This window comes from Pseudoalteromonas marina, from assembly GCF_000238335.3.
In the GTDB taxonomy this organism is placed as follows: domain Bacteria; phylum Pseudomonadota; class Gammaproteobacteria; order Enterobacterales; family Alteromonadaceae; genus Pseudoalteromonas; species Pseudoalteromonas marina.
The window spans coordinates 370,726-390,218 of the sequence record NZ_AHCB03000012.1; the positions used below are offsets into that span (position 1 = coordinate 370,726).

The 19,493-nt window shown below is 39.2% G+C and carries 16 protein-coding genes; 9 read left to right on the top strand and 7 right to left on the bottom strand.

Translation table 11 applies throughout. From position 1 onward, the window contains the following. The first annotated feature begins 53 nt into the window (after window positions 1-53). A complete protein-coding gene (locus tag PMAN_RS17515) occupies window positions 54-458 on the top strand; it encodes a hypothetical protein (RefSeq protein ID WP_006792665.1) in 405 nt (134 codons plus the stop codon). Window positions 459-475: 17 nt separating this feature from the next. Here PMAN_RS17515 and PMAN_RS17520 read toward each other — a convergent pair whose 3' ends face one another. Genes PMAN_RS17520 through PMAN_RS17530 form a run of 3 tightly spaced genes read right to left on the bottom strand, consistent with a single transcriptional unit; the run spans window position 476 to window position 4,182 of the window. Then, entirely contained in the window at window positions 476-1,264 is a 789-nt protein-coding gene (locus tag PMAN_RS17520; RefSeq protein ID WP_010556811.1) for a LytR/AlgR family response regulator transcription factor, read from the bottom strand. Then, the gene (locus tag PMAN_RS17525) at window positions 1,261-2,301 is read right to left on the bottom strand and encodes a sensor histidine kinase (protein ID WP_010556810.1); all 1,041 of its coding nucleotides are present in this window, start codon (window positions 2,299-2,301) and stop codon (window positions 1,261-1,263) included. Before PMAN_RS17525 ends, PMAN_RS17520 begins: the two co-directional genes overlap by 4 nt. Window positions 2,302-2,328: 27 nt before the next feature. Beyond that, a complete protein-coding gene (locus tag PMAN_RS17530) occupies window positions 2,329-4,182 on the bottom strand; it encodes a CIA30 family protein (RefSeq protein WP_010556809.1) in 1,854 nt (617 codons plus the stop codon). 514 nt (window positions 4,183-4,696) lie between these two features. On the opposite strand from PMAN_RS17530, the gene PMAN_RS17535 reads away from it, so the two are divergent. The 6 genes from PMAN_RS17535 (at window position 4,697) to PMAN_RS17560 (ending at window position 10,350) form a co-directional block, all read left to right on the top strand. Then, window positions 4,697-5,131 carry a hypothetical protein gene (locus PMAN_RS17535; RefSeq protein ID WP_010556808.1) on the top strand — a complete coding sequence of 145 codons (435 nt, stop codon included), beginning with the start codon at window positions 4,697-4,699 and terminating at the stop codon, window positions 5,129-5,131. Window positions 5,132-5,306: 175 nt separating this feature from the next. Beyond that, window positions 5,307-5,648, top strand: a complete 342-nt coding sequence (locus tag PMAN_RS17540) for a hypothetical protein (RefSeq protein ID WP_242032471.1) — start codon at window positions 5,307-5,309, stop codon at window positions 5,646-5,648. A 1,114-nt stretch (window positions 5,649-6,762) separates the two neighbouring features. After that, the gene (locus PMAN_RS17545) at window positions 6,763-7,182 is read left to right on the top strand and encodes a hypothetical protein (RefSeq protein ID WP_010556805.1); all 420 of its coding nucleotides are present in this window, start codon (window positions 6,763-6,765) and stop codon (window positions 7,180-7,182) included. A gap of 129 nt (window positions 7,183-7,311) precedes the next feature. Continuing rightward, a complete protein-coding gene (locus PMAN_RS17550; RefSeq protein ID WP_010556804.1) occupies window positions 7,312-7,827 on the top strand; it encodes a hypothetical protein in 516 nt (171 codons plus the stop codon). Window positions 7,828-7,940: 113 nt separating this feature from the next. Then, entirely contained in the window at window positions 7,941-9,350 is a 1,410-nt protein-coding gene (locus tag PMAN_RS17555; protein ID WP_010556803.1) for a serine hydrolase domain-containing protein, read from the top strand. A gap of 565 nt (window positions 9,351-9,915) precedes the next feature. Continuing rightward, window positions 9,916-10,350, top strand: coding sequence for a potassium channel family protein (locus PMAN_RS17560; protein ID WP_006791602.1), 435 nt, complete (start codon window positions 9,916-9,918; stop codon window positions 10,348-10,350). Window positions 10,351-10,481: 131 nt separating this feature from the next. Here PMAN_RS17560 and PMAN_RS17565 read toward each other — a convergent pair whose 3' ends face one another. Together PMAN_RS17565 and PMAN_RS17570 are read right to left on the bottom strand one after the other, a co-directional pair. Then, window positions 10,482-12,065, bottom strand: coding sequence for a tetratricopeptide repeat-containing sulfotransferase family protein (locus PMAN_RS17565; RefSeq protein WP_010556802.1), 1,584 nt, complete (start codon window positions 12,063-12,065; stop codon window positions 10,482-10,484). A 91-nt stretch (window positions 12,066-12,156) separates the two neighbouring features. Next, entirely contained in the window at window positions 12,157-14,571 is a 2,415-nt protein-coding gene (locus PMAN_RS17570; RefSeq protein ID WP_010556801.1) for a TonB-dependent receptor, read from the bottom strand. Window positions 14,572-15,038: 467 nt separating this feature from the next. On the opposite strand from PMAN_RS17570, the gene PMAN_RS17575 reads away from it, so the two are divergent. Beyond that, a complete protein-coding gene (locus PMAN_RS17575; protein WP_010556800.1) occupies window positions 15,039-16,133 on the top strand; it encodes an NADH:flavin oxidoreductase/NADH oxidase in 1,095 nt (364 codons plus the stop codon). A gap of 54 nt (window positions 16,134-16,187) precedes the next feature. Further along, entirely contained in the window at window positions 16,188-17,390 is a 1,203-nt protein-coding gene (locus PMAN_RS17580; protein WP_010556799.1) for an MFS transporter, read from the top strand. A gap of 37 nt (window positions 17,391-17,427) precedes the next feature. On the opposite strand, the gene PMAN_RS17585 is transcribed toward PMAN_RS17580, so the two are convergent. Both PMAN_RS17585 and PMAN_RS17590 read right to left on the bottom strand, forming a co-directional pair. Further along, window positions 17,428-18,285 carry an EamA family transporter gene (locus tag PMAN_RS17585; RefSeq protein ID WP_010556798.1) on the bottom strand — a complete coding sequence of 286 codons (858 nt, stop codon included), beginning with the start codon at window positions 18,283-18,285 and terminating at the stop codon, window positions 17,428-17,430. A gap of 206 nt (window positions 18,286-18,491) precedes the next feature. After that, window positions 18,492-19,235, bottom strand: coding sequence for a FadR/GntR family transcriptional regulator (locus PMAN_RS17590; protein WP_010556797.1), 744 nt, complete (start codon window positions 19,233-19,235; stop codon window positions 18,492-18,494). Between the last annotated feature and the right edge of the window lie 258 nt (window positions 19,236-19,493).

A 19,493-nucleotide genomic window follows, 5' to 3' on the forward strand; every position in this document is an offset into this window, starting at 1 on the left:
AACTATGTAGACTATACAAACGTCAATAAGTACGCTTGAAGGAGGTTATTAATATGATTAAAGCATGGATTTTAATGTTGGTTATACTGTCGTCTTCGGTATTGGCAAATACTGAGAACGTAATTAACGTAGACAGAGCCATACCTAATAGCTTGCATTTAGCATTTCCAAACGATGCTAACATCACGCCTAAAAAAGGCGACTTCAATGTTTTAAATTACATATTAATGAGTAATAACGAGGGTGAACGCTGGGCGGTAATAACACTCACTAATTTATCGACGGGCAATCGTGAGCTTAACGAAGACCACTTACTGGCTTTATTCGCTGATGGAACGCGACTACCTCCTCAACCTTTTAAATTAAGTTTTAAGGGTAACGAAACGCAGTCGGTAACTGTCTCGTTTGCTGAATATAAATTTCCTATTTTAAGTGTTTACTCAAGTAATGATCAGTAGCTAACTTTAAAATAAGCCTAAATATGCAGTAATTGTTTTAGCTTATCGGCACCGGCTCTGCTGGTGCTTAGCTCCGATTTTACATCGTCGTTTACAATCACCATCAATTTGCCGTTAAACCAGCGCTGTATTTCTTTTATATGGTCAATATTAACCAAATAACTGCGATGAATACGCACAAAATTGTGCGTGGCTAGGGCGTGTTCAAGCTGATCGAGCGTGTCGCTCAAATGATTAAACGTTTCTCCATTCCACGCTAAGCTATTTCCTTGCTCTGATTTAATAAATTTAATATCGCTTGGGGAAAGTAAAAATATGCGCTCGCCACTTTTACTAACCAGTTTGTTTAATGAACTTTCGGTAAGTGTAAAAGCGGGTTCACCTGCGCAGCTAGTTACATGAGTATGCGCTCGTTGTTGCTCTAATTGCTGCTGTGCTTTGGCTAACGCTTTTTTTAATCGTGCAATTGGAAAAGGTTTGAGTAAATAGTCAGTTGAGGCGTGCTCAAATGCTTCAATCGCAAATTGGTCATACGCGGTTGTGTAAATAATAATGGGTTGGTAGTTAAGTAAATCAATAAGTTCAAGGCCATTAATTTCAGGCATTTGAATATCAAGCAATACCACATCAGGAGTTAGCTCATTAATTAATGCAATGGCCTCTTTGCCATTTGTGGCTATGCCTACCACGTCAACATGCTCCATTAAACTTAATTGATGGCTTAACTTTTCGCGAGCAGGAAGCTCGTCATCGGCAAACAGTATGCGCATTTTAGTCGTTTTATTTGGCAGGTTTATATTGTTCATAACGCTAGTTCCAGCGTAACAACAGCACCATTATCATTACTTAGCAATACTTTACTTTGTCCAAGTTGATTAACGCGTAACATAATGTTTTTCATCCCTATACCTTTTCCGTAGCCACATTTTAATACATCGTCAGTAAAGCCTTTTCCGTTGTCGCTTATCACAATTTTTACCCCGTTAGACATTTCACTCAGGGTAATATTAAGTGTAAGTGAGGTTTGTTTAGCATTGTGCTTAATTGCATTTTCAATAATAGGTTGAATAAGTAGCGGTGGTAGCGTTTTGTTTTTAAGGGTATTAGGAATGTGGTAATTAACCTTAAGCTTATCGCCAAAGCGTGCTTTTTCAATATTTAGGTACTTTTCTATTATGGTAAGCTCTTGCTGTAAAGGTATTTGCTGCTGCTCTGCGGTATCAAGCGAGTACCTTAAAATATCAGCGAGTTCATGCAGTACTTCATCTGCTAAATCGGGTTTTGTGTGTATGTAAGCGGAAATTGTATTTAAGCTATTAAACATAAAATGAGGGTTTAGCTGGTATCGCAATGTAGCAAGTTGGGCTTGTTTAAGCGCATGTTTTTCGGCTGTTACGCGTTTTTTGCTTTCAATAAAAATACTGGTGAGGTAAATACATGAGCCCCAAAGTAAGCCGTTAAATACAACAAATATCCCCATTGATTTATGCCCATCAAAAAGCAGTGTCAGTAATACATCGGTAAGCACATTACCGAGGGCCATAAATACAACGGCAATTAACCATTCAAGTGCTGTTTTATTAATGTGCTTATTGCGCAGGTAAAAAATAACGGCTGCCGCACTCCATACTGGAACCCAATAAAAAGTAATAAACCACACGGTTGCAGCGAGTGCACTGCCGCCTGTTAAGGGCGCAGAGTTAGCAATTATCAGCCCAAGGGCGTAAGCAATATCAACAATAAGTAGAATAAAAAAGCTGTATTTGTAAAAAGGATGTTTGAGCATAATAGGTGCTTCTTTTTGTAAGTGATTAAACCATAACAAAAAACAGTCAAAACCCAAAGATTTTGTGTTTTGACTGTTACTTATTTAAAAGTAAGTTAGCTCTTTGATTTGTAATGTGTTTTTTAACGGCTCGTTGCTTGCGCCTGGCATTTTACGCCACATTAAGTTAACCCCTGTTAATTCTGTTGCCGACCACGTAACGGGGCTACCAAACCCAAACTGTTTAAATGTAGTGAAAGGTATATCAAGCGTGGTCCACTCATCGCGTGGTTTTAAAAGTACACTAAAGTGATCCCAATCTTTTACATCACTATGATAAACAGACATAGCAAAAGGTGTAGTTGAGCCTTTATAGGTTAAGCGAATACCTTTAAATGTTGAGGCATCAGCCGGTGACGAAAACTTAATTTCAGCGCCCGCCCATGCACCAAAGCTGGTAGGCTTTGTAATGGTTGTATCAATAGTTAAGCTGTTTTTATGCGTGGTAAGCGTTGCAACAGACTGCCCACCCATTACCGAATCGCTCATAGCTTGCCATGGTGTATCACCGGTAAAATCATCAATACTATGCTGTGCTTGGCTGCTTTTAACTTCTTCATTACAGGTAGGGCCTTGTGGTGTAATGGCCTTGTTTTGAGCAATAAGCGCTGAGCGGTCTACTTTTAAACCTGTTTTATACACCTGTGAGATAGTATGAATATGATTTATATCACTAAGTGGGTTTTGTTTAAGCAGTACAAAACTTGCCTCAAAACCTTTAGCAAGTTTGCCAATGCTCCCGGCTTTATTAATCGCTTTTGCGCCGTTAACCGTTGCTGCGTTAATTATTTCACCATTAGTTAGGCCTGCTTTTTTAAGTGCATCTAACTCGTTGTGTAACCCTGTACCGTGCAGCGTGTAAGGGTTTCCGGCATCAGAGCCTGTGCCAATAGTAATATTAGCTTTATGTAGCTTTTGTATATTTGCATAAGCGGTTTTACGCTCATCCCACGCGTGCTCTTTCCATTTTGAAGGTGCAGGCACCTTTTCAAACAAACACCCTTGAAGCTTTTCAGGAATGGTTTTTAGTAACTCGCTTTGTGAGCTAATAGTATGGTTATGCTTTTCATCGCTATGATTGTGGTACACCGCAAGGGTAGGAATGTAAGTTACATTATGCTGTTTCATTAGCGTAATAAACTCATCGTCAATCGCTTCGCTATTAATGCCGTGCGCTAAAGCCGTTGCACCGGCCTTAATTGCGCGTTTACCATCATTTAGTGTAGAAACATGCACAAAATACGGTAAATTAGCGGCTTTAGAGCGCTTACCTAGCTCCGCCAGTTGGCTATCAGTTAACGATTTACCTACACCGCCAAAGGTTTCAATAACCGCTTTAGTTACATGTGGATTAGTGCTTATATGTTTTTGCCACAGCGCTGCTATGTCTTCATCTTTTGCAATTTCGTATGCTTGGCCACCAAACTGCGTGCCATGCCCGCCAGGTTTGGTAAACAATGTACCTGCATAAAAAAGGTTAGGGGTTAGTTGGGCTGCTTTTAATTGCGCAGCTTCGTTTAGGGTTTGTTCGAACGAAAACAAATCAACAATGTTAGTTACGCCTAAATACAAATTAGAATTAAAGTGCGACTTAACCGGCAAATACTGAAACTCAGTAAAGTTACTGCCCGATGAGCCTAAATGTACATGTAAATCAATTAAACCGGGTATTGCATACTGGTTGTTGGCGTTAATTGTTTTATCTGCGTTTTGTAGTGGGTCAGTCGCTTTAGTAATGCTTACAATTTTGCCCTCATCAATATACAGCGAACTTGGCGCAGAAAAGCTTTGCGAACTACTTTGGTACAAACGAATGTTATCGACCCGCAGGTCAATGGCGTGAGCACTAAAGTGGCTTGCTAAACTCAGTGCTATAACTGTTTTTGTAATAATGTTCATGACTGTATTCCTTATCAAAAAAATAGGTGTTTGGCGTTTTGTTGATAAGAAAGTTAGCGACTTTTATAACCTGCTTCATTAATGTTTATCTGAATCGACATTATTGGCAGTTGAACCGACACAAAAGTAAATAAGCGTTGTGGTAGGGCGGTTCAGGTTCACTAAATTAAGTGCTTTGAATGAGCGATAGGTTCTATTGACGGGGAGCCTATTTTAAGGCAAAGCTTTAAAATTTGATCATGTTTGAATGGTTATTAAGGGCAGTGGTGAGCGAGAAATAGTTAGTCAAAAGTCTTAATGTCTGAAGTCAAGATTTGACCCTCGGCTTCTCTTAATGTCTGAAGTCAAGATTTGACCCTCGGCTTCTCTAGACTTCTCGACTTTCCAAATTGTCATCTTATATTTGATGTAAAATAGTGATAACTGATTGAACCGAAATAGGAACTCGGCTATGGTTGGTTCATTAATAAAAACAAATAAAAAACGAGTTAATCTACAGGCTCGTTAGGTGCTAATGAAGATTGTATTACTAACTTTTTTTCTGCTTTTTTCATTTAAAGTATCTGCTGTAGAACATTGTGCAGCAGTCCCTGAGGGCAAGCAAAGGCGAGATGGTGTTTGCTCATATCAAGATGCTGCATTTAAAGCTCGTCAGGTTTTTAGCTACGTATTATCTTTAAAAAAATACTGTGATACCGCTATCCAAGAAGAAATAAATGAGTGGTACTTAAGTAACAAACAACTCATTGATAAAGCAGTTATCATCGGTAAGCAACCATTAAATGAAATAGTAAAAAATACAGACATAGCATTGTGGCAATCTGAGAGCAGCGACAGAGTTAAAGAGTCTTGTACATATGTTAAACGGAAAATACAATATCCATCACCTTCACTATTTGGTGGTCGAGTAGGTGAGTACTTGAATTCTTACGCACCTAACAAACAATGAAACAGGGATTAAAAACTGCGGGTTCTTCGCTTCGCTCAATTTTAGCCCGCAATTTTTAACCCGTTAATCGGAAGTTAGGTGCTTAATAGTGGATTTTAAGAAAATAATTTTATTAGCACTTTTTTGGCCCATAACGTCAGAGGCGATTGAAATTGTTTTTCGAGAGTCTCATTTTTTGAGTCAGTATCGTCACGAGATATACATAAAAGATGATCAATATGTTTATATTGACGACCATTTTGAACTTGATAACGAATCCAAATGGATACCTAGTGCACCTTCACTCAAGGTTCTAGCGTTAGACTTCGAAACTCAGCAAAACATAGTTAAGCGGCTAATAGAATTAGGGGTCGGAGAATGGAAGCCCGAGTATCCAGAAAGTGATATTCCACTTATTTGCGATGGTTTGTCTTTTGTTCTTTATATTAAATCAGAAAAATTAAATACTTACTCTTCAGGTGGATGCAGGTTTCCGCCAAATTACGAAAGTGTTAGAAATGCATTGGAAGATTTATGAGCGCACCTAACCAAGCGCTTAAGTCGTTCACTGGGACAGTAACATTGCTCGGCTTCGCGATTTTCTCGCAAAGTTACTGCTCCTTAGCTCAAAGTTAGTATTACAAGGAATGTTATGAGTAATTGTCCAAACTGTCGAAATAAAGTTAATCCTTTTGACTTATCACTTTCGGCATTTCCATTGTATTTCAGATGCCCGAATTGCAAGATTCGTTTAAGGGTAATAAATTCAAAATTATTTTGGGTTACGTTTTGTTTATATATACTGATTGTAATACCAATGATCACCTATATACCTATTATTCAAGAATATAATTTAGGCATTATTCTTACTGTGTGCGGTTCGTTAGTTATCTATCAAAAAATATCATCTTATATGCTGCGTAAAGAAAACCTAGCCCTATATGAGTAATGTAATGCTTACAAGAGTCTAAGGTTACAAGAGTTGGCTCATGGCATTTTTGCGAAGTTCAGCTGTGAGCAAGTAATAGTTAGTCAAAAACCTTAATATTTGAAGTCAAGATTTGACCCTCGGCTTTCTCAAGCTAACTAAATTAAGTATTTTGAATGAGTGATAGGTTACATAGACGTGTGTGCCTAGTTTAAAGCAAAGCTTTAAACTTTGATCATGTTTGAATGGTTATTAAGGGCAGTAATGAGCGAGAAATAGTTAGTCAAAAATCTTAATGTCTGAAGTCAAGATTTGACCCTCGACTTTGACCCTCGACTTTCCATCACCTCATTTTTACAGCTACCACCGGTAAAAAATCTACCTTTTTAATAGCCTTACACAAACAATTGTATTTAAAGTAGTTGCTTATATTACCGTTGCCATTTTTTAGAGGTGGTAAAATGGTTTAAAAAAGCTTTTGGTTTTCATTTTAAATTACTGCATTTACTAAAGCGATGGCGTTTTTCCTCCTAAGTCAGAAAGTGAGGACACTCTCCCCTTTTCTGCCTGTTGTTAAAAGTGTTATGGTCAACCCCATCCGACTTAAAGTTAATACTCGCAATGTGTTACAGGATTTGTTATTAGTATTAAAAATAAATAAGAGGACATACATTGCTCATAAAAAGAGGAAAGTGTCCTCTGATAAAGTTGTTAGGTAGCAAGGATGATTGTCAGACACATTATTGAAGACGTTGAATTAGTCTTCGAATCACTTCCAGAATCACAAGAGTTTGATTTAGCTTTTGCGTGCTACGCTGAAGACGGGTCGGGAAATATAGAATTTCGCACAATTGAAGCATTTCATTGGGACGATGATGAAGAGTTTTACTTAGTTCCTAGTGGTTGCGCTCAGCATTACTCTTTAGATCCAATACAATATAAAGCTAAGCAGTTTTTAGATGAACTAAAGAACAAAATTCACGACGAAATTGAAGAATATTGTGCATATGCGAGAGCGCGTATAAAAATTGCGAAAGATGGTTCTGTTGTTTCACTTAATTCGCCTTTGTGGGGAACTGGCTATCACGAGCAAGAGCAGCTTTTGTATTTTTATCATGGGAAGCAACCAAGTGACGCTACCTAACAAGCGCCTGAATTCGCTCGTGAACTCGCTCGGACAATTAACAACGGGTTATTGTCGCTGGCGCTCAATAATTTTAACCCATTGTCAATTTGCCGCTTAGGCGGGCGTTAGAGTTTTTGGAATATATCGATGGGCATGACTAGCGGAATCAACATAAGTGAACTCAATGATTTCTTTGACCATATATTTGAATATGATGTTTTAGTTTATGAAGCTTATTCTGACTTTGATTCTGAGCTAAGGCTATTTTCTTCTCTAAATGAGTTAAAAGATTACGTTTCCTATAAAGTTAACAAAAACAACGAATTAAACAAAGATATTAATTTGTCATTACATTATGTAGATACTTGCGGACAAGTGTTTACTGAAAAACACGAACTTAACCCTGATAAGTGTAGTGGTGCCAAATACAGATATACAAGTGATGGCTGGGGAGTTATTAACTTCAACGTATTTATTGAAGGTGCCCATTTTGGTTTATTTAGCTTACATTCTCGTAATGAAAAAGAAGCTAAAGAATTGGAAGATACATTGCCTGAATTTGGCAGGACTAATTCTTGGGATTGGAAGAAAGTAAGCTTTCATATAAAAAGGCTAACGCAGGTTTATACCAAGATACATAAAGATCTGGCAGTAAAACTCTAACAAAGCCGTCAAGAAACGACGCAAAAATCTTGGCTTGCGCTCATTCTTCGCTAATTATAGCCTAGCATTTTCCGCCTCTTACGGCGGCGTTATGACAGAAAGGATTCCGCCAAATGGTTCAAAATTTAGTTTTAATCTTTTTTTTATTCTTTGCCAGTTATTCACTGGCTTTGGACAGTGAGGATATAAAGCAAGATAAATCTGTTAGTCTCGCAACGATTGCAGACAGCATCGCCATGCAATACCAGCAGATGGGATGGTTTTCCGGAGCATTACTGATAACTAAAGATAATGAGGTGGAGTTTGCGTCATCTTATGGCTTTCAGAATGTCGAAGAAAAAATAAAGAACAGCATTCAAAGTCGCTTTAATCTTGGCTCAATCATGAAAGACTTTACCAAAGTCTTGATCTTGCAACAGGTTGAGGCTGGCAAATTAAAGTTAAGTGATAAACTAGTTAGCTTTGAGTTGGGGTTCAAACAACCTGATGCTGATAAAATCACGATTGAGCACCTACTAAATCATAGTGCAGGCTTTGCTGATATCTTTGTGGCTGAATATCGTCAGAATCAACTTGCATTTGATACTCTAAACAAGAAAATAAAGATATTGATAAATAACCCCCTTTTATATACACCTGGAACTGATCGAAAATATTCAAATTATGGGTATGTGGTATTAGGAGTGATTCTTGAGAAAGTAACTGGAAAGCCTTTCGAAGAACTACTCAAAAACAATATATTCAATTGGGTTGAGATGTCTTCAACGACCTTCAGGCCGGTTAATTCTCATGAATATCAATCAACCCGATATACATACCAATACAATGGCAACTTGAGGAAGGCAGGTGTTACTGAACACCCTAGTCCCGATGGCGGTATTGAATCGACTGTTGTGGATGTGCAACGATTTTATCGAGCGTTATTCTATAGCGATAAGTTATTGAAAAACTCAGACGCGATTAATCGCCACCTATTTGCAATGGACGGCTCCCACTGGGGCGCATATGGAGGTGGTCTAGGCGTCAGTGCAGCCGTGGAAGTAGATTTGGACACTGGCTATGAAATAGTTGTTCTGGCGAATACTGATCACTTAGTTGCCGAACGCATTTCCGGTCGAATTCACTCTTACATCAAAAATGGTGAGTATCAACCAGTTAAACAATTGGAAAAAAACTTTGCCTTTAAGTACTATCAATCAAAAGGAAAACAACAATTCTATAAACACTTCAAACAGGTTTATAAAGACAATGGTTACAGTCGATTCATCGGCAGAACAATTAATGAAGTAGGAATGGAACTACTTAGTACAAAATCATGGACCGAAGCATTTGATATGTTCGAATATTTAGTTTCATTGTTTCCCAATGCACCGCAGGCCTACGACAGTTTGGCATTCGCCTATTTATCGAAAGGAGATAGCGAGGCTGCGAAAAGTACTTTTAGCAAATCTTTAACTATTGATGGTAGTTTTAAAAGTGATTACGTGAGTGATAATTACGGTCATGACAATATGCTCAAGTAAGGACAGGCTATCGCCAGCCGCTTAGTTTTGCGTTATGTGCCATGAGTAACAGAAAGTTTAGTCTCCTGTTTAGAGTCTTACTTATGCTTCTAGTCATTTTAGGAAGTAAGCGGGGTCAAATTTTGACTTCAGACATTAAAACCTTCGATGTCTGCTCATGACACTTTGCAGATTAAACCTAATCTATCGAGTTAAATGAAAATTTAACGGAATATGAGTCAGGTGAGTTAAAGCAAGTACAGGCATAACTATCTGTAGTTTTATTAAATTGATGAGTTACGCCAAACATTTTTGTTATTGCTTTCCCGGTGATTACTTAGCGGTTTAGTGATGTTTACGGTTACTGCATTTCCTTTTGGTTTTAAGTGTTTATTTCTGTTTTTATTTACCTAAATATTGTCTTACTTAGGTTTTGGCTGAGTTTTAGCAAGGTAATAATAGCAGTAATAAACTGTTAAATAACGGTAGTAAAAATAATTTATTATAGTGAATGTAGGTTCCTACCCTGTTGTGAATTTTATGTATAATGTTACTTAAATATAAGGATTTAAGCAGTGGGATCAAAATGCTAATACAGCTTATTATTGGAACATTTGTTATTTGTGGCACGGTGCTAATACAAGCAATGTTTATTGGTGTTTTGTCTAAAGTGCTGGCTAATATTAACGATTGGTTACTAAATGGCTCAAAAACTCTAAAGATGATTTTAGTCGTCACGGCAATGGTAATTTGGTTGGTAGGAGGCTTAACGGCGAGTGCGTGGTTATGGGCTGCTATATTTTTAATTTTTGATGTTTTTAGCGAATTAGAGTCCGCACTTTATTTTTCGGTTGTTACCTTTACAACACTTGGTTATGGCGACGTTGTGTTGGGCACTCAATGGAGGCTGCTTGGCAGTTTAACGGCTGTTAATGGGTTAATAATTGTAGGGCTTAATACGGCTTTTTTAATGGAAGCTATTTCTCAAATAAGAAAAGTTCAATCTAAAAAGCCAAGTTAAATGCTCTCTATTGCAATATATAAAAACTCTCTAGTTAAAGCTGGGAAGTTTATTGTGTTATGAATTTATAAACCTAAGCTTTAACTTTGGCTTATAAATTCACTTTTACTAAAGCAATGCATAATTAATGGCTATTGCAACGTAATTCCTTGCTCTAACAGGTAATTTTGAGCCTCGTCACTATGGGGTTTAAATGCCTTCCAACGCCCAATGGCTTTGTTGTTTAGCGGTTGGCGTACTTGCACTTTACTGGCAGTAGATACCGGTGCGGTGTTTAAGTGAAAGTCTATACACTGTTCTTGCCACTCTAAATCACAAAAGCTGACTAACTCTTTTATTTGCTGCTCGGGCTGTGCGACTAATTCTTCGTATTTCACAATTTTTATATTGCTGTGCAGGGTGCTGAAGTGCTGTATGAGTTTATAAAAACGGCTATAAAATTTAGCAGTGTCGAGTAGGTCTAGCGAATACGCGTAGTAAGGGTTGTTAATGGTAAATAGCTGGCGGTAGTTACCAATACAGGTGTCCATTGGGTCGCGCAGCATACAAATAATTTTAGCGTTTGGCAGTGCTTTAGTGATTAAGTCGATATAAAAAAAGTTAAACGGGAGTTTATCTATAAAATGTTTATGGCTACCGGTAGTAACGCGGGTGGCGTTTAAATATGTTGAGCCAAGCTGATTAAAATCAAGTTCATACGCTTTAGTGAGTGTTTGTATGTCGAGCACGTTTGGTGTGGGTGTGTTGCTTAACCTTTTTACACTTAGGCCGAAGTCTTGTAGTTCACCAGCCGATTGCACGTCGCTATGGCTCGATAATATTCTCTCAACTAATGTGGTACCAGAGCGGGGCATACCTAATACAAAAATAGGCTCAGCGGTGGGATTGCCGTTTACTTGTTGGTTTTTGTGTTTAGCACTGAGTTGTTTTATATGTTCAAACAACGCATTTGACGATGCGTTATCAAACGGGGTAAGTGCATGCTTTGCTGCTTTACCTTGTTGTAACGCGGTAAAGGCGTCAGAAAATGCGCCAATATCTTGGTATTCTTTTGCCAGTGCATGGCCTATGTGTAATTTAGCATCAGGGTGTGAAACCTGCTCAAACACTTGCTTTAACCGTGTAATATTATTTTTTTGCTTTGTTACTTTAGTTAAATCACTGAGTGCAAAGTGGCTTTGATGATGAAGCGGGTTAAGTGCAATGGCATGTTCAAACGCGGTGTGTGCTTTGTCAAATAGGCCCAAAAACTTGGCGCTTACTGCAAAGTTGTAATAAAACTGGGGTTGAGGTTGTTGTTTGGCATTGGCTAATGTGAGTGCACATTCAAAATAATGTAAAGCGTGTTCGTGTAGGCCTGCTTGCGTAAGTGCAACGCCTAGAGTATCGGCGTCGAGTGCTTTTTTTATTTGTGTAATAGGCACCGACAGCGCTACATTTTTTGCTTTTTTTAAGTCACCGGTAAGCGCATAACATTTTGCCAGTTGAGCAGAATATTCAATGCTAGAGCCAAGTGTTAAGGCTTTTTCGATTAGCTTGATGGCTTTATAAATTTGCCCTACTTGCAAGTTGACCATTGCCAGTAAAAAATAGCCGTCGGCAAAGTCAGGTTTATGCGAAACCAGTTCAACTAAGCTTTTGTGGGCAAGTTGTACTTTGCCTTCGTTTAAATATTTAATAGCGCTTTGATGGAGTTGTTTTAAATTTGGCTGCATTTTTTATTTGTATTGTTTAGTTACGCGTTAATAAAGAAAAAAGGCCCAAATAAATTTGAGCCTTTTGATTGTACTTAAACTTAACGGTTAATTATATTTCAAACTTATAATTAAATTTAATGCCTACCGTTAATGGACGGTTGATAAAGTAACCATAGTTACGTTGTATATCAGTTCTATTTGCTGAGGTAATATCGGCATCTGAACGGCGAACAGACGTAACGGCGTATTTATTAAATACGTTGTCTACGTAAACGGTCGCTGACCACTCATCGGCGGTTAGTTTAGCTGAAATATTGCTTAAGCTATAACCTGGTAATGTTTCACCGTTATCGCGTAAACCAACACGAGAAATTACATCGCTTTGTGCGGTAATACCGTAGTTAATATCAAGCGTTTTGTCGTTAAACACATCGGTTTGATAGTTTACACCCATTGAAAACTGGTGCTCAGACGAGCCTGGTAAACGGTCGCCATCTTCTGCACCATCTGTGCCGTCTGAATTAAATAAGAATGGTGCGTCTGATGTTAGCTCTGCTTTTGTGTATGCATATGTAGAATACACAGAGAATGAGTCAGATAAAATTGCACGCGACGATATTTCAATACCTTTCGCATTGGCTGAACCGGCATTAGACAAGTACGGTAGTTGGCCTACCTCGGTTGCACCGGCAACTTGTGCGTCGTCCCAATCTATATTAAATAATGCAGCGTTAAAGTGTAAACGGCTTCTTAACCATGTGCTTTTAAACCCAAGCTCGTAGTTAGTTGTTGTATCTGCATCGTAAAGCATTTCACTTGGGTTACCACAACCCGCTTGGTTAGCTGGTAATGGATCAGGACAAGGTGCTAAACCATTTGAACCACCAATTCTAAAGCCTTCACTTATTGTTGCGTAACCCATTACTGAATTAGTAAATTGATACTTGGCGTTAAATTTAAATAGGCTGCCGTTGTCGCTTGCTTCATTTTGTTCAAAGTTAAGTGTTACGTCGTCTGGGCCTGCGCCGCCAAATAAGGTATTAAATAATGGAAAGTCGACCGCTGACTCAGACTCTACATCGTATTTGTAAAAACGAGCGCCTACAGTAATATCGAGTTTCTCGGTAACTTGGTAACCAATTTCACCAAATAAAGCTGACTCTGTTATTTCAACGCGGTCAATTGAGTAGTATTCAAGTTGGTCTGGACGAGATTGGTCTGCACCAAAGTTTTCTACTGCAAAATCGCCAAAGCCTGGCGTGTATTCTTGGCTAGACGCATCACTTTCAATTTTGTTGTAAAAGCCACCTACAATCCAGTTAATATCACTGTCGTTTTGTGATACTAAACGAATCTCTTGTGTGAACGTGTCTTGCTCTTCAATTTCACGTGTGAACGATGAAAACGCAGGAAATTCTTCGTAGCCGTAATCAAGGCGAATAAGTAAATCGGTTTGGTCACGTTGGCCGTCTGCATCAAAATTTGAAATACCTGTTGCCGATACTAATTCAGCAAAACCTAGGTCTGCTTTTAACTCTAAGCTTAGTAGTTGGTTTTCTTTTTCACGCGGTTCTTCGTAGCGATAACCTGACTCGTATTCACCAATTAAATCGCTAAGACCGTTATCGGCGCTTAATGTATTGTAATGAACAATTGAGCGACCTTCGCTGTCTTGGTTTTGGTAAAAGTAGTTAAGTGTACCTTCAAATGTTTCGCTTGGTTTAAAGCGAACAGAAATACGCCCTGTAGTGGTTGATTCACCGTTGGCGTCTTCTACATTTTTAAGGTTGTTGTTAACTGCTGCGCTGTCGGTCCAATCTGGATCAGGTAACGATACGCCCGGCTCACGCACTACGTAACCATAGTCAATAAAACCTGGGTCTTCGTAAATGTTTAAACTAGCACGAACGGCAAGTGTGTCTTCAATTAATGGTAAGTTAAATATGAATCCACCTTCACCGCCAATAGAGTCGCTTTCTTGTGTTTGCGATACATTGCCGAATACTTCAAGTGATGTGAAATCAAGCTCAGGCTCTTTAAGCATGTAACGAATAGCACCACCTAATGTACCTGCACCGTACAGCGTACCTTGTGGCCCAATAAGAACCTCTACGCGCTCTACGTCGACTAGGCGCATATCAATGGCGACTGGGATCTCGTTAATGTAAGTTGCAACCGTGCCACCGTCTGATGATGGACCTGAAGAGTTTGTGTTTAAACCACGTACAATAATAGGTGAACCAGAACGACCACCTTGATCGGTAATTGTTAAACCAGGTACCCAACGTGCTACATCGGCGAGTTCGCTGATGTTTTGGTCTTTCATTATGTCGGCATCAAGCGCTGTAATGTTAAGCGGTGCGTTTTGCACTGAGCCGCTACGTCGTGTTGCTGTTACTTCAATAACTTCAAGTGATTTGTCTTTTGCGGTTTCTTGCTCTTGGGCAAACGCAGTATTTGGAAGTAAAAAAGCGCTAGATAGGGCGCCCGACATAGCCAAGGTTAACAAGCTTGGTTTAAACATAAAAATGATCCCTAGTTCAAAGATTTAACATAAGTAAAGTACAGTGAATATGATATCAGTCACAATCGAATCAGGGAATGTGTAAATTGAATTAAAATTCACTTTTTTAGAATAAAAAAGGATTGGTTAGGTGTGGTTTGTTGGGTTTGTTAAATTTATCACCCATTTATTGGTAGCTTTACCCGCGAAAGGTACAATTTATGTACGGTTTTAATTTTTGTGAATATTTGAATGACTATTCATCCTTTTTTGCATGCTTGTATTTTTGTGGTGTTAATTTTTTGTAAGTTTATTTGGCTGGGCAGGGAGCCATTTATTTTTTAGTAAGTTGTAGCGGTTTAAAAAAAGTTTTACCTCCCCATAACCTACTTTTAAATAAAGGTTTTTTATATGACTAAATGGGCGAATGTGTTTATTAGTTCGTACATTCAATTTAATTTTTAATTCGTATGCATCAAGGATCTGTTATGAGCCAGCTTTTTTCGCCGTTATCTTTGGGTAAGCTCAGTTTACCTAACCGCATTATTATTGCACCTATGTGCCAATATTCAGCTATTAATGGTGAGGCAACTGATTGGCATACTATTCATTTAGGTCAACTGAGTTTAAGTGGAGCCGGTTTACTTATTATTGAAGCGACGGCTGTAAGCCCTGAGGGGCGAATAAGCTATGGTGATTTAGGTCTGTGGAATAATGAAACCCAACAAGCATTAGGTAAAACTTTAAACGCGGTTAGGCAATATAGTGACATGCCTATAGGTATTCAGCTAGCGCATGCAGGGCGTAAAGCGTCAACCGGTAAACCGTGGGACGACGTAGGTGCTATTTCACTTAGCGATAAAAATGGTTGGCAAACTATTGCGCCATCAGCACAGGCTTACGATGAGCATTCGTTTGAACCTGTTGCAATGAGTAAAGCAGATATAGCGCAATTAATTGCGGACTTTGCAAGCGCTGCTAAACGCGCCGACGAGCTAGGCCTTGATCTGATCGAATTACATGGTGCTCATGGGTATTTGTTGCATCAGTTTTTATCACCTTTGAGTAATAAGCGTGACGATGAATATGGAAGCAGTTTACAAAACCGTATGCGCATTGTAATGGAGGTATTTAAAGCTGTTCGCGCAGAGTTTAACAGTAACAAACCCGTGGGTATTCGAATCTCAGCGACTGACTGGGTTGAAGGTGGCTGGGATTTAGAGCAATCAATAGTGCTTGCTAAAGCGCTTGATGAGCTTGGCTGTGATTTTATTCATGTAAGTACTGCGGGTTTAAGCCCTTTACAGCAAATACCTGTTGAGCCTTGCTTTCAGGTGCCTTTTGCTACTGCAATAAAACAGGCCGTTAATATGCCGGTTATTGCGGTGGGTTTAATTACCGAAGCGCAACAAGCAGAAAATATTTTAAGCGAGCACAAAGCCGATGCAGTGGCTTTAGCTAGAGGTATTTTATATAACCCACATTGGCCATGGCATGCAGCAGCTGAATTGGGTGCAACAGTTAACGCACCTAAGCAATATTTACGTTCAAGCCCCCATGGAAAGCCTTCGCCCATAAAGTGACCTAATAAAAACCTCAGTTTCTTGAGGTTTTATTTAATTAATTTTGAGAATGCCATGTCTAATTTAAGCGCAGACCCTGTGCAGATCAGCCGTACTCTTGTAAGCGTTATTGCACTATGTTGCGGCTTAATTGTTGCCAACATTTACTATGCACAACCTATTATAGAATTGTTAGCCCCGGATGTGGGTTTAAGTGCACATAGTGCCAGCTTTATTGTGTCTTTAACTCAAATTGGCTATGCCATTGGGTTATTTTTTTTAGTGCCGTTAGCCGACTTAGTTGAAAATAAACGGTTAATGTTAATTACTCTGTGTATTACATTTTTTAGCTTAATTGGACTGGGGGTTGTTCAAACACCAAATACAATGCTGTTTTTGTGTTTGCTAGTGGGAGCAAGCTCGGTATCGGTGCAGGTACTTATTCCGTTGGCGGCGCATTTATCGTCAGACGAAAAGCGGGGGCAAGTTTTAGGTAATATTATGGCGGGGCTGTTGTTGGGTATTTTGCTAGCAAGACCTGTAGCCAGCATAATTGCCGATCATTTTGGCTGGCGTGCCGTGTTCTTTTTTGCCGCGGGATGCATGGTATTTATTGCTTTAGTTATTCACTTTGCTATACCAACAAGGTTGCCAACGCATAACACACGTTACTTTGCTTTATTACGATCGTTAAAGTCGCTGGTAATAGGTCAACCTGTGCTTCGTCAACGTGCTTTTTACCAAGGACTAATGTTTGCGTCATTTAGCTTGTTTTGGACGACAGTGCCTGTTGTGCTTGCCAGAGAATATGGTTTTTCGCAAACTCAAATAGCATTGTTTGCTTTAGTGGGCGCAGCCGGTGCTGTTGCAGCGCCTATTGTTGGGCGTTTAGCTGACAAAGGCTATACCTACGAAATGTCGTTATTAGCCAAAGTGATTGCATTATTGTGTTTTTTACCCAGCTTATTTGATTTACCAAACGGCATTATCATATTGGCGCTAACCGGTGTTTTAATTGATTTTGCAGTGCAAGCCAATATGGTACTTGGCCAACGGGTAATCTATTCGCTAGAGCCACAAAGCCGTGCTCGGCTTAACGCCATTTACATGACCAGTATATTTTTAGGCGGTGCTGTTGGGTCATTAATTGCTAGCTCATTATATGAGTTTGGGGGGTGGGAAAGTATAGCTTTAGTTGCGGCTGCAATGCCGCTTATTGCGTTAATAGGGTTTGTTTATTCTGCTAAAAAAGAAAAACAAAAAGCACATACAGCTTAACAAAAAAGCCATCGTGGTTGATGGCTTTTGGTTTAGGCTACTTTTTTGACTCGCCAGAGAAGGAGCTTCCTGCCGAGGCTATAATTACTAATAAAATGGCTAACCACTGCCAGAGTGTGAGTAGCTCGCCTAAAATAACAAAGGCAGCAAGTGATGCAATGGCAGGTTCAAGGCTCATCATTATGCTAAAGCCTTGAGAAGGCATATTACGCAGTGCCACCATCTCTAACGTGTAGGGTAACGCACTTGATAAAACTGCAATACCAATCCCCAGAGGAATAACTTCCCATGTGAATGCGCTCGCTTGCATAATGCCTCCGTAGGGCACAAGCACAATGGCCGCAACTGTCATACCTAGGGCAACCGTTGCACCACCTGAGCTTTGCATTCCGGTTTTTTTACCAAACAATATATAGCCAGCCCAACATGCACCTGCTGCTAAAGCTAAAATAACACCAACAGGATCTAAGCTCTCTTCACCGCTCATATCGGGCAATAAAAGTAATATACCGGCAATGGCGCAGGCAACCCAAAATAAATCGCGTTTACGGCGAGAGCTAAATAAAGCAACGGCAAGGGGACCAGTAAACTCCAGTGCTACACCAATACCCAAGGGTATGCGCTCAATAGCGTAGTAAAACAGAATGTTCATTCCACCTAGGCTTAAACCATAAACCACAATAGCTAAGCGGTTTCCTCTAGTGGGTATATGTTTCCATGGTTTAAATACTAAACATAATATAAGTGCAGAAAAACCAAGCCTAAGCGCGGTCGTCCCTTCGGGGCCAACAATGGGGAATAGTTGCTTTGCAAACGACGCACCCGATTGAATGGTCATCATGGCAATTAATAAGCAAACAGTTGCTAATATGAAGTCTTTGGTACTTGATTGCATTGTTGTCCCTAATTTAAAGCACTGTTAATAGGGGTTAATAAATTTCCACTATTTAAGATGCAATGGCTATATTTTGTGGCGGGATAATATCTGCTTTTAGTACGATTGGTAAGTGTTTGCGATTAAAAAATAGGTGTGGCTGTTTAGAGTAAGATCTAATGAAGGGCAACATACTAGCAAACAGGTGTTTGCTAGTATGTTTAAACTTAGTGAGCGCTTTTATTAACGAGACCGTCCAAAGAGTAAAGGCCGCGTTTTTCGTCATTTTTACGTTTTATTTCTTCAAGAGCACGCGCTTCTACAGCGTCAAACAATGCATTTATTAATCGGTTGAAGTGTTTATGCATGGCCGCACGGGCTGCACTTGCGTCATGTGATTTTAGTGCCGTGTAAATAGCTGTGTGCTCATCCATCACACATTCGTTGTTATTAGTACAAACACTACTGTAATCGGCAACAATTTGTGGGTTTTTTAATCGTAAATCCCACAAGTTAGAAACAGCAAATTCAAGCGCTTTATTGCGTGTTGCTCTGGCAATTATTTCATGGAATTCGCGGTCTGCTTGCTCTACATAAAGCCCTTTTTCCATTACTATTAGCGTTTTATTTAGCTGCTCAAGTTCTTCTTCTGTAATGCTTTGAGCGGCAAGTGCTGCAATTTCGCCTTCGATGAGTGCGCGGGCCTGAGTTAATTCAAATGCGCTGATCTCTTTTGATTTTATAGAGGCATTTTTTTGTTCAACAACATAAACACCCGAACCGGTTTTAACTTCAACCCGTCCACGTACTTCTAATGCAATAATTGCTTCTCGAATTGTTGGGCGACTTACGTCAAACATTTCTGCAAGTTCACGCTCAGGAGGTAAACGACTCCCAGCAGTAAACTCACCTTGATTTATTAAAGACTCTATTTTATCAACAATGCGCCAAAATAAGCGACGATTACCCATATTGTACCTTCATACCCTAAGGAATATTGACCATTTAGGTCTAAAAATTTATACCATTTATTAACCGACAAGGTTACCCCAAACCCCACTAATATGTCAAAATTCTAGTGTTATGATTTGGTTATAAAACAATATTGTTAGCTGGTTTAATTTGTGTAATACCAATTTAGTTTAAAATTAAACAATTGGCCAGCTTGATTGGTTATGTTTTTGTGTGTTAGTTTGGATTTACACCGATAAAATGAGCAATGGCTGTTT